Origin of the sequence: Marinobacter sp. DUT-1 (assembly GCF_050379415.1) — a bacterium.
Taxonomy (GTDB): Bacteria; Pseudomonadota; Gammaproteobacteria; order Pseudomonadales; family Oleiphilaceae; genus Marinobacter.
On the sequence record NZ_JBNRLS010000004.1, the window covers coordinates 238,530 to 249,054 of the forward strand.

A 10,525-nucleotide genomic window follows, 5' to 3' on the forward strand; every position below is an offset into this window, starting at 1 on the left:
GGACTTCAGCCAGGGATCAACCGAGGTTCTTTTTGACGAACTTCTGGAGTTCACCCACGATCCCGCTACGGAAGGCAAGAACCGTCAATACAAAGATACCGCCAAGAATCGGATCCACCCAGTCCCTGAGGGCACCCTGGGATAGCTGATACTCGATGTTCACGACAAATGTAGCCCCCACCACCGGGCCAAGCAGAGTCCCCATGCCGCCAACCAGCGTCATCAGAATCACTTCGCCGGACATATGCCAGTGAGCGTCATTCAGGGAGGCCAGCTGGAACACCACGGACTTCATGGAACCGGCGAGTCCGGCAAGCGCCGCAGAAATAACGAACGCCAGCACCTTGTAACGGTCCACGTTGTAGCCGAGTGACACCGCTCGCGGCTCGTTCTGCTTGATTGCCTTGAGAACCTGGCCATAGGGGCTGCTTACGATGCGCTGTACCAACAGGTAACAGGCGATAAAGACCACCAGCACGAAGTAGTACATGTTCAGGTTGTCTTCGAGGTTGATCAGGCCGAACAGCTCGCCGCGGGGAATTCCGTGCATACCGTCCTCACCGTGGGTGAACTCGGACTGCACAAAGAAGAAAAACACCAGCTGCGCCAGGGCCAGGGTGACCATGGCGAAGTAGATGCCCTGCCGGCGGATGGACAGTAGCGCGAAGGCGACACCAAGCGCCGTTGCGGTCAGGGTCCCGGCAATGATGCCCATCTCGGTGGTCAGTCCGGAATAATTGCTCAACAGGTAACCGGTGGTGTATCCGCCGGTCGCCAGGAAGGCGGCGTGGCCAAAGGACAGCAATCCGGTAAAACCGAACAGCAGATTGAATGCCACCGCAAACAGCGCGAAACACAGGATCTTCATCAGGAAGACAGGGTAAATCATGAACGGCGCCGCGAGCAGCAGGAGCAACAGCACGCCATTGAGCACCAGTTTCTTGCGGTCCTGGGCGGCTTGCTGTTCCACAATAGCCTTGTGAATGTCGGCGGAATTGACTGGCTGATTCATGTTTATGCCTCCTTACCGAACAAGCCACTGGGCCGGAACATCAGTACCAGAACCATGACAAGGAAGATGACCGCCGACGACGCCGGTGGATAAAAGGTTTTGGTGAGGCCTTCAATGACCCCCATGAGAATACCGGTAATGATCGCCCCGCCGATGGAACCCATACCGCCGATAACCACGACTGCGAAGACCACAATGAGGGTACTGGAGCCCATGACCGGCGTAACGGAGTAAATGGGTGCGGCCAGGACTCCGGCAAACGCGGCCAGAGCCACCCCGAAACCATAGGTGAGGCTGATCAGCAGCGGTACGTTAATGCCGAAGCCCTGCATCAGTTGCGAATCCTCGGTGCCGGCTCGCAGATACGAGCCCAGTTTGGTTTTCTCGATCACAAACCAGGTACCGAAACACACCAGCAGGGCCGCTACGATGACCCAGGCTCGATAGTACGGCATGAACATGAAGCCGAGGTTCACTCCTCCCTTGAACATGTCAGGCATGGTGTAGCGCAGGCCGGAAACACCGAACCAGTTAATCAGCACGCCCTGAATGATCAGGGCCACACCGAAGGTCAGGAGCAGGCTGTAGATATGGTCCTGCCCGGCAATGCGGCGAAGCAGGAAGTATTCGATGACAACACCAAAGACTCCAACCACAAGCGGTGCCAGGAAAAGGGCAACCCAGTAGTTGACGCCCAGGTAGTCAAACATCAGGACAGTGGTCATGGCGCCCAGCATATACATGGCACCATGGGCAAAATTGATGATCTTCAGCAGGCCGAAGATTACCGCGAGCCCCAGGCTCAGCAGGGCGTAGAAGGCGCCGTTGATGATTCCGATGAGGAGCTGGCCAGAGAGCACAGCGAGAGGGACGCCGAAAATCATGGACATGTTGCTAACTCCAAAAGCAGCACAGACGTTATTGTTGGACTTCTCGTCTCTGCAGGTTTCCGGGCGCTCCCCGCATGATTGCGGGGAGCTCCGTTGTTGCAGCTTTTCTTAGTTGTTTACCAGCTTGCACTTACTCTCGGAGAGCGGACGGTAAGACTCTTCAGCCGGAATGGTCCGCAGGATCTTGTACAGGTCCCATTCGCCTGTGGACTCTTCCGGAGTTTTCACTTCCGCCAGGTACATATCGTGGACCATGCGGCCATCAACGCGGATCTTGCCGTTCTTGGCGAACATGTCGTTGATCGGCGTGTCCATCATCTGCTGGCGAACAGTCTGAGCATCGTCGGAGCCGGTCGCTTCAACAGCTTTCAGATACTGCATGGCGCTGGAGTAGATGCCCGCGTGAACCATGGTCGGACGCACACCGGTTTCTTCCATGAACCGATCGGACCATTCACGGGTCTCGTCGTTCATGTCCCAATACCAGCCGGTGGTCAGCTGGATACCCTGAGCGGTTTCGGCACCCAGGGCGTGAACGTCGGTCAGGAACAGCAGCAGCGCCGCCAGGGTCTGGCCGGACTGGGTTACCCCGAATTCACTGGCAGTGGTGATTGCGTTGGTGGTGTCTGCACCTGCGTTTGCCAGGCCAACCACGTCAGCGCCAGAGGCCTGAGCCTGAAGAATGAAGGATGAGAAATCCTGGGTCGGGAACGGGTGGCGCACGGTGCCGATCACTTCACCGCCATTGGCCTCGACAACCCGCGTCACGTCGCCCTCCAATGCGTGGCCGAAGGCGTAGTCCGCAGTCAGCATGTACCAGGTTTTGCCACCCTCTTTTACAACCGCACTGGCGGTACCATTAGCCAGTGGATAGGTGTCGTAGACGTAATGGATGTGGTTCGGTGTGCAGTGCTCGTTGGTGATGCTGGAGGCTGCAGAACCGGAAATGATACCCAGCCGGTCGTTTTCTTCGAGAATCTTGCTGACCGCGATGGAAACGGAGGAAGCAACCATCCCCGCCACCAGGTCTACATTCTCGTTTTCGACCCAGCGACGAACGGTGCTGGAGGCGGAATCGGGGCTGTTACGGTCGTCGGCACTGACCACTTCAATCTTGGTGCCGTTTACCTTACCGCCAAAATCAGCAATGGCCATTTCCAGTGCCTTCAGTCCGTTCGGACCAGCCAGATCCCGGTAGGTGCCGGACATATCTGCCAGATAACCGATCTTGACGGTATCGTTGGACATTTCTGCTTGGGCGCCGCCCACCATCAGGGCTGATGCAACGGCTGATGTCAGAAGCTTTTTCATCATTGTCATTGTTTTATCTCCGCTACTGTCTTGCGTTGGTTCGGGTTGTTGTTGATTTTCTTACTTTCGTTCTATCCGGGATCAGACTCCCAAATAGCTGTCCAGCACCGACTGCTTGGCACTCAGTTCATTGGCGCTGATTTCTTCCACGATCTGACCGTGCTCCACGACGTAATGACGATCGGCTAACGGTGCCGCAAAGTGGAAATTCTGCTCTACCAGGACGATGGTCAGCCCTTTTTCTTTCAGGGCCACCAGGACCTCCCCCAGTTTCTCCACAATAACCGGCGCCAGACCTTCGGTAATCTCATCCAGCAACAGCATGTTGGCACCGGTGCGCAGGATACGGGCCATGGCCAGCATCTGTTGCTCACCGCCGGACAGCTTGGTGCCCTGACTGTAGCGCCGCTCATAGAGGTTGGGGAACATGTTATAGATTTCTTCCAGACTCATGCCCCCACTACGTACCACCGGGGGCAGGGTCAGGTTTTCCTGGACGCTGAGTGACGAAAAAATGCCCCTGTGTTCGGGGCAATACCCGACACCCAACCTGGCAATGTGATGCGGCGCGCGCGCCATGGTTTCTTCACCGTTGATCATGATGGAGCCGGTGCGGCGGCCCACCATGTTCATGATAGCCTTTAGCGTCGTGCTTCGCCCCGCGCCATTACGGCCCAGAAGCGTCACCAGCTCGCCGCGGTTCACCACCATGTCGATACCATGAAGAATGTGGGATTCTCCGTAGAAAGCATGCAGCCCGGAGAGCCGAAGCTGTTCGTATTCCCGATCCGGAATCGCGCTCATTGTGCTGCCTCCGCCTGTTCGCTGCTGGCTGTTCCCCGCTCACCGCTGCCTTCACTGCCCATGTATACCTCGCGCACCCTCGGGTCGGCAGAGACAGCAGCGTAGTCCCCCTCGGTCAGAACTGAGCCCTGCGCCAGTACGGTAATGCGATCACACAGTTTGCTGACCACGCTGAGGTTGTGTTCCACCATCAGTACGGTTCGCCCATCAGCGGCCTTGCGAACGAGTTCGACGACCCGGTCCACATCTTCCGACCCCATGCCCTGTGTAGGCTCATCCAACAGGAGGATCTCAGGCTCCATGGCCAGGGTCGTCGCCAGTTCCAGCGCCCGTTTGCGACCATAAGCCAACTCGATTGTGGTGGTATTGGCGAATTCCGCCAGGCCCACAGCATCCAGTAGCTCCATACAACGCTGGTTGAGCTTGTGCAGTGAGTTACCGGACTTCCAGAAACTGAACGAGGTGCCCTCAGACGTTTGCAGCGCAACACGAATGTTCTCGAGCGCCGTCATGTGGGGGAATACAGCCGATATCTGGAAGGAGCGAACCACACCCTTGCGGGCGATGGCTGCGGATTTCAGGGAGGTGATGTCCTCGCCTTTATAGAGGATCTGTCCCCTGGTCGGGATCAGGAACTTGGTCAGGAGATTGAAAACCGTGGTCTTGCCGGCACCGTTAGGGCCGATCAGCGCATGGATATCACCTTTCCGGATCTTGAGGTTCACGTCGTCTACGGCGACGAACCCCTTGAACTCCTTGACCAGGTTACGGGTCTCGAGAACGTACTGTTCACTCATGAGCCACTATACCCTTTGTTATTGTTGTACTTCTGAATTAACTACAGAGTAGATTGACGTATACGTAAACGTCAATACCTAATTCCTGTATTTTTCCGGGGGAATCGAATAGGTCATGGTGGAGTGCGCCACCGGCTCTTCCACCCCCTCGGAATAGACAAACACTTCCCCGACCCCCATGGTGCGACCGACCTTCAGAAGGTTGGCACGGGCCCATATCGCGGCATGCGCCGCCGGCTTTCTGAGGAAGTTGATGTTCAGGTTGGTGGTCACCGCAAGGGGCACCAACCCGATCTTGCTCAACAGGGCGGCGTACATGGTCACGTCCGCCAGGCCCATCATAGCCGGTCCGGAGACAGTGCCTCCGGGCCGCAAGTGCTCTTCGTCCACCTCCAGCCGCATCTCGGCCCAGCCGTCCCCGAGCTTCTGCAGGGTGCCGAATGCCTCACCCTGCGGAAACTGCTCCTCGAGGAACGCCTGAAGCTCTTCGAAGGTGATGATCATGCTTCGACTTCGTCCTTGGCACGGCTACGGAGCACGAATCGCTGGATCTTGCCGCTCGGAGTCTTGGGCAGCTCGTCCACGAATTCGATCTCCCGGGGGAAGGCGTGGGTGGACAGGCGGCGGCGAACCAGTTCCTGTAGCTCGTCTTTCAGGGCCTGCTCATCGGCTGGCTCCTGACCGCTCTTGATGACCACATAGGCCTTGATGATAGCGCCCCGCTTCTCGTCCGGTTTGGCTACAACACCGGATTCCGCCACGGCCGCGTGCTCAAGCAGGGTACTCTCCACGTCGGCCGGACCGACCCGGTATCCGGCGGTGGTGATGATGTCGTCGTCACGGCCACTGAAGGAGAAGCTGCCGTCGCCGTGGCAGATCACCATGTCTCCGGTGAGGTAGTAGCCTTTCACGAACGGATCTTTCTCACCCCAGGTGTAGCCGTCGAAGTGGAACAACGGAGACGCTTTCACGTCCACGGCCAGCTGGCCGATCTCGCCCTCACCTACTTCTTCGTTCTTTTCGTTCAGCGCGACCACTTTGTGACCCGGCGAGGAATAACCCATGGAGCCTTCCCGTACCGGATGCTCGAGGCCATGGAAGTTGCAGCAGGTCATGCCGGTCTCAGTCTGGCCGTAGTGGTCCTTCACCGGACAGAAATGACGATTCTTGATCCAGTTGACCACCTCCGGGTTCAAAGGTTCACCGGCACTGCTGCAGACCCGCAGGCCGAGGTTCTCGCCCTCCGGCAACACATGATCGTTAGCCTTGAGCAGACGATAAGCCGTGGGGGCCGCCGCCAGGTTAGTGATCTTGTATTTGCGGATCATGTCGTAGGTGGACTCCGGAGTGAACGCGCCCGGGTTGAAGTGGGTCGCGTGGCCCATCATCAGCGGGCCGACCACCGCATAGTAAAGGCCGTAGGCCCAACCCGGATCGGCCACGTTCCAGAACACATCGTCCTCGCGCAGGTCGATGGCGTACTTCATGTAAACGTAAAACGCCAGCAGCGCCTTCGCCGGTACCGCAACACCCTTGGCCTTGCCGACGGTGCCGGAGGTGAACATTTGCAGGAACGGATCCGTGCCCTTGATCATCACCGGCTCGAACTGATCGGACTGCTTCGCCAGGGTCTCCTCGAAGTCCTGGACATCCGCGCCCGTATCACTGGCATTGACGCACAGTACCGGCGCACAGTTTTTGACCTCGGTCAGTTTCGGGTAGTTGGCGGGGTCAGTTACAACAAGTTTGGTACCGGCACGCTCAAGGCGGTATTCGATGGCTCCAGAGCCAAACGCGGTAAACAGCGGCTGGTAGACCGCGCCAGCCCGGAGGGCGCCGGCAATAACAATCAGAAGTTCCGGGCCTCGGGGCAGCAGGCCGGCAACCCGGTCGCCCTTGCCGATTCCCTGGGATGTCAGGTAGTTGGCAAAGCGGGCAGAGGCGGCCTTGAGCTCCGCAAACGTCAGGGTGCCATCACCGCCGTCTACTGTTTCGTAGAACAGGGCTACCTTCTGGGGGTCGTTGGCCCACTTGTCACAGATCTCGTGGCATACGTTCAGGCCGCTATCAAGACGTCCGTCCAGGATGTCCGCCTCCAGAGCGGCCGCATCAAAGTTGTTGTACACATCGGTGTATTTCGGAAGGCTCATCGTGAACTCCTGTTGTTTTTATCTTTGAATGCACAGGTCCAAGGTTTAGCACAGGCTTCACTTTACGTAAAGGTAAACCTTAGACTAATAACCGGCCCATTTGCGTTCGTTTTATCACGTCATCCACAAACGGGCCGGGAGATCAGGATGTTGGCGTAATATCACCTTTGTGGCGTGCGGAAAGGACATGATGGAGGCCGTCACAGTCGACCATCGGATCATCGCAGTTCACCACGATATCGGAGCGGGCAATCACATAGCCCTTACCGGTAATGCTGTTCTTGACCACCTGGTAATCGCCCTCGGTTTCCACCGAGGTAAACTCGCCGATAAAACCGGTTTCCCTCAGGGACACGGTCTCCAGTTTGTCGCCTGGCCGGATCCTGCCCTCATAATTCATCAATGCCAGGCGCGCCGAGGTACCGGTGCCCGTGGTGCTGCGGCAGATGACTCCCGGATGAACATAGGTGGCCGAGCGAGACCGGTAATAGCCTTCCGCTACGTGCTCCTCCGGCCCCATGAAATGCAGGAACGGAAGCGGGCCGACATCCCCCAGGGTGTAATGGGAGAAGCCCCGTTCCGCCTGGATCGCCTCGACAATGGCATGGGCGGTTTCCGCCAGCTTTCGCTCCTCGTCCAGGGTCAGATCAAAGCCCAGTTCTTTTGCGTCCACCAGCGCGTAGAAGCCACCACTGTAGGCGACACTGTAGGTCACCTTGCCCACTGACGGCACTTCGATACTGGCTTTATAGGTGTGAATATAGCTGGGCAACCCCTCACAGGTGATCGCCTCGACCACGCCGTCGTGTACGGTGGCCTCGATCTGGACCAGTCCGGCCGGCGATTCCAGCATGAAGTTCTGCTTGCCTTCCTGCTTGGGCACGATACCGGCCTCGAGCACGGCGGTGGCGGTGCAGATGGTATTGGAACCGGAGTAGATGGGGTAACCCATTACTTCCATGATGATGTAGCCGGCGGCCGCACGCGGGTCCGTGGCGGGAACCAGCAGGTCCACCGACATTTCCGGGATTCCGTAGGGCTCCTCCAGCAACAGTTTCCGGAGACCGTCGGCGTCATCCCGCAGGTACTCCATCTGGTCACGCACGGTGTCTCCGGGCAAGAGATCAATACCGCCGGTCACGATCCGGCTGACATCACCGCCGGCATGGGTATCCATCAACTGAATGGTGAGCTCTGGTTTCATCAGGCGTTCTCCAGGGCATAGGATTTGCCGTGCTCTTCCCACTGGGCGTCGGGAACGATCACGATCTTGCCGAGATAATTGCTGCCCCGGTTAACAAAGTATTCTTCGGCACGATGCAGATCCGAGAGCCTGAAGGCTCCGTGCAGAACCGGTTTGAGCTGGCCTCCCCGGATCCAGGCCATCAGCTGTTCCGCCTCCTCACGGGTGCCGTGGGAGACACCAAAGATCTGTACCTGATATAGATAGATTCGGGTCCAGAGAATCTCGCTGATATTGCCGCCACTGGCGCCGGCAATGCTCAGGCGCGGGTAGGTGGCGCGGGCATTCATATCAAAGATCATGGTGTCGATGAACCGGTCGGTCATTTCACCGCCCACCAGATCCATGACCGCATCAATGGGCTTGCCTCCGGTCTGCGCTTTCACCCGCTCCTCGAAGCTGTCCATGTCCGAGCGATCCAGTACCGCCTCGGCACCAAGGGCCATCAGCGCGTCGGTTTTGTCCTTCTTGCTGAGCGCGTAGGGAATGGCGCCCATGATCCGGCACAGCTGGATCAGCGCGGTACCGACTCCGCCGCTAGCGCCGGTAACCAGAACCCGTTCCCCTGCCCGGATATTGGCCGAGGTCAGCATATGCATGGCGGTCTGGTAGGAACACATGCCCATGGCCGCCAGCTCTGCATCGGACAAGTCCGGATTCGGGATGTGATGGAACTGGTCGGAGGGCAGCGCGACGTACTCGGCAAACCCACCGTCGGCGCCATGGCCGTAGTAGTCCGGCGTGAGGTTGATGTCCCGACGGCCATCGGCGTAGATATTGAAGTCCAGCAGTCCGCGTTCGCCGATGCGGCTCTCCTCGACGCCCTCACCGACAGCGACTACCCGACCGGCAATGTCGGCGCCCTGGATACGGGGAAAGGTCAGGGTTGGCTTGCCGCCCATCCTGAAGGACGTCATCTCGCCTTTTTTGGTGGGATAGAGCCCTTCCCGCGCCTTGCGATCGGTGTTGTTCTTGGCGGTTGCCGTCACCTGGACCAGGACCTGGCCCGGCCCCGGTTGAGGGGTGGGAACGTCCTGATATTCGAGCTTGTCGATATCGCCGTGACCGGTAAGTACCATGGCTTTCATGGTGTTCGGGATCATGGACGGGGCATCCTCCCTGTCTGCTGAATTTGGGTTATCCAGACAGAATAGGTGAGATTCCCGGGCGTGTCAGGGCGTGTTGCGGGTATCCGTTATTTGCCCTAGCGGGCGATGACCCGGTACACCGGACGCAGCTTGGGTATCTGCTTGAGCACGACCTGAATGACCGTCATCAGTGGCACCGCCAGCAGCACGCCCACGGGCCCCCAAAGCCAGCCCCAGAAAAAGATGGAGACGAAGATGATGACCGGATTGATGGCCATGCGGAAGCCATGAATCCAGGGCTCGATAAAGGCGCCCACCAGGGTGGTCAGCGCCAGGAATCCGAGCGGGGCGATGGCCATCATCCAGAATTCTTCCAGGCTGATAACGGAAATCACAGAAAGCATGGAGACTGAGATAACCACCCCCAGATACGGAACAAACCGGGCCAGCCCCGCCACCAGCCCCCACACCGCAGGATCTGGCAGGCCCACCCCCCAGCAGATCAACCCCGTGGCTGCGCCAACAAAGATGTTGCTTAACCCCAGCACACCAAGATACTGGGCAATCAGGTGCTGGGAGTCATGAGTTATTCGCAGCACCGTCTTTCGCTGGCCCATAGGCAACTGGCGCACAAAGTTCCGGATCAGACGGTCCCCGCTTACCAGAAGAAAGTAGGTAAGCGCCAGGGCCAGAGCGAGGCCGACAATGCCGTTCTGAACCTTGTTCATCAGCTGACTGCGCCAGGAATCGGTTTGCAGAACCACGGCCGTGGGCTGCCGCTGCTCGCCATCCGAGAGCTGCTCGACCGACTTCTCCACTTGTTCGGCGGACTCGGTCACCCTGGCAATCTGGCGGCTGATTTCACTCTCCCCCACCAGTACGCGGGAAATTGCCCCGGGCACTTCCTCGACCCATTTCAGGGCCGGTGTGGCTACGGCCAACGTGATGCCGACAATACCGGCCAGCACCAGCAATACGAACACCATGGAACTCACCATCCGGGGGATTCGCCACTTCACATAAGCCTTTTTTACCAGCGGCGACAGCAGCAGGCTGGTCATCACGGCAAGAACGATGGGCAAGATGATCTGATGGGCGACATACAGGGTGTACAGGATACCCAGACCAAACAGGCCGTAGATCGGTGTGGCGAGATCCGAGGAAATCAGCGGGCGTTTATCATTGCCCGCCGCTTCGTTGTTCGGGGATTGGCCGTCCATGAAAGATCCT

The 10,525-nt window shown here is 58.3% G+C and carries 10 protein-coding genes; all 10 read right to left on the bottom strand.

The genetic code is table 11. From position 1 onward, the window contains the following. Positions 1 to 16 precede the first annotated feature (16 nt). Complete coding sequence (locus ACQUTG_RS14260; RefSeq protein WP_428920045.1) at positions 17 to 1,012, bottom strand: branched-chain amino acid ABC transporter permease; 996 nt, start codon at positions 1,010 to 1,012, stop codon at positions 17 to 19. Between the two features lie 2 nt (positions 1,013 to 1,014). Next, entirely contained in the window at positions 1,015 to 1,902 is an 888-nt protein-coding gene (locus ACQUTG_RS14265) for a branched-chain amino acid ABC transporter permease (RefSeq protein WP_239039219.1), read from the bottom strand. Positions 1,903 to 2,010: 108 nt separating this feature from the next. Further along, the gene (locus ACQUTG_RS14270; protein WP_428920046.1) at positions 2,011 to 3,222 is read right to left on the bottom strand and encodes an ABC transporter substrate-binding protein; all 1,212 of its coding nucleotides are present in this window, start codon (positions 3,220 to 3,222) and stop codon (positions 2,011 to 2,013) included. Positions 3,223 to 3,294: 72 nt separating this feature from the next. Beyond that, the gene (locus ACQUTG_RS14275) at positions 3,295 to 4,017 is read right to left on the bottom strand and encodes an ABC transporter ATP-binding protein (RefSeq protein WP_428920047.1); all 723 of its coding nucleotides are present in this window, start codon (positions 4,015 to 4,017) and stop codon (positions 3,295 to 3,297) included. Next, complete coding sequence (locus ACQUTG_RS14280; RefSeq protein WP_428920048.1) at positions 4,014 to 4,814, bottom strand: ABC transporter ATP-binding protein; 801 nt, start codon at positions 4,812 to 4,814, stop codon at positions 4,014 to 4,016. Before ACQUTG_RS14280 ends, ACQUTG_RS14275 begins: the two co-directional genes overlap by 4 nt. A 78-nt stretch (positions 4,815 to 4,892) precedes the next feature. Further along, positions 4,893 to 5,318 carry a PaaI family thioesterase gene (locus ACQUTG_RS14285; RefSeq protein WP_092006667.1) on the bottom strand — a complete coding sequence of 142 codons (426 nt, stop codon included), beginning with the start codon at positions 5,316 to 5,318 and terminating at the stop codon, positions 4,893 to 4,895. After that, positions 5,315 to 6,964, bottom strand: a complete 1,650-nt coding sequence (locus ACQUTG_RS14290; RefSeq protein ID WP_428920049.1) for an AMP-binding protein — start codon at positions 6,962 to 6,964, stop codon at positions 5,315 to 5,317. Before ACQUTG_RS14290 ends, ACQUTG_RS14285 begins: the two co-directional genes overlap by 4 nt. 142 nt (positions 6,965 to 7,106) lie before the next feature. Then, the gene (locus ACQUTG_RS14295; protein ID WP_428920050.1) at positions 7,107 to 8,168 is read right to left on the bottom strand and encodes a proline racemase family protein; all 1,062 of its coding nucleotides are present in this window, start codon (positions 8,166 to 8,168) and stop codon (positions 7,107 to 7,109) included. Continuing rightward, a complete protein-coding gene (locus tag ACQUTG_RS14300) occupies positions 8,168 to 9,310 on the bottom strand; it encodes a zinc-binding dehydrogenase (RefSeq protein ID WP_428920051.1) in 1,143 nt (380 codons plus the stop codon). The genes ACQUTG_RS14295 and ACQUTG_RS14300 overlap by 1 nt, the downstream gene beginning before the upstream one ends. Positions 9,311 to 9,411: 101 nt before the next feature. Next, positions 9,412 to 10,515 carry an AI-2E family transporter gene (locus ACQUTG_RS14305; protein WP_428920052.1) on the bottom strand — a complete coding sequence of 368 codons (1,104 nt, stop codon included), beginning with the start codon at positions 10,513 to 10,515 and terminating at the stop codon, positions 9,412 to 9,414. Between the last annotated feature and the right edge of the window lie 10 nt (positions 10,516 to 10,525).

Bases quoted from the DNA above. Each gene is read 5' to 3' on its own strand.
- ACQUTG_RS14280 (WP_428920048.1), bottom strand. From the start codon at position 4,814: ATGAGTGAACAGTACGTTCTCGAGACCCGTAACCTGGTCAAGGAGTTC.
- ACQUTG_RS14265 (WP_239039219.1), bottom strand. From the start codon at position 1,902: ATGTCCATGATTTTCGGCGTCCCTCTCGCTGTGCTCTCTGGCCAGCTC.
- ACQUTG_RS14260 (WP_428920045.1), bottom strand. From the start codon at position 1,012: ATGAATCAGCCAGTCAATTCCGCCGACATTCACAAGGCTATTGTGGAA.
- ACQUTG_RS14290 (WP_428920049.1), bottom strand. From the start codon at position 6,964: ATGAGCCTTCCGAAATACACCGATGTGTACAACAACTTTGATGCGGCC.
- ACQUTG_RS14295 (WP_428920050.1), bottom strand. From the start codon at position 8,168: ATGAAACCAGAGCTCACCATTCAGTTGATGGATACCCATGCCGGCGGT.
- ACQUTG_RS14270 (WP_428920046.1), bottom strand. From the start codon at position 3,222: ATGACAATGATGAAAAAGCTTCTGACATCAGCCGTTGCATCAGCCCTG.
- ACQUTG_RS14285 (WP_092006667.1), bottom strand. From the start codon at position 5,318: ATGATCATCACCTTCGAAGAGCTTCAGGCGTTCCTCGAGGAGCAGTTT.
- ACQUTG_RS14275 (WP_428920047.1), bottom strand. From the start codon at position 4,017: ATGAGCGCGATTCCGGATCGGGAATACGAACAGCTTCGGCTCTCCGGG.
- ACQUTG_RS14300 (WP_428920051.1), bottom strand. From the start codon at position 9,310: ATGATCCCGAACACCATGAAAGCCATGGTACTTACCGGTCACGGCGAT.
- ACQUTG_RS14305 (WP_428920052.1), bottom strand. From the start codon at position 10,515: ATGGACGGCCAATCCCCGAACAACGAAGCGGCGGGCAATGATAAACGC.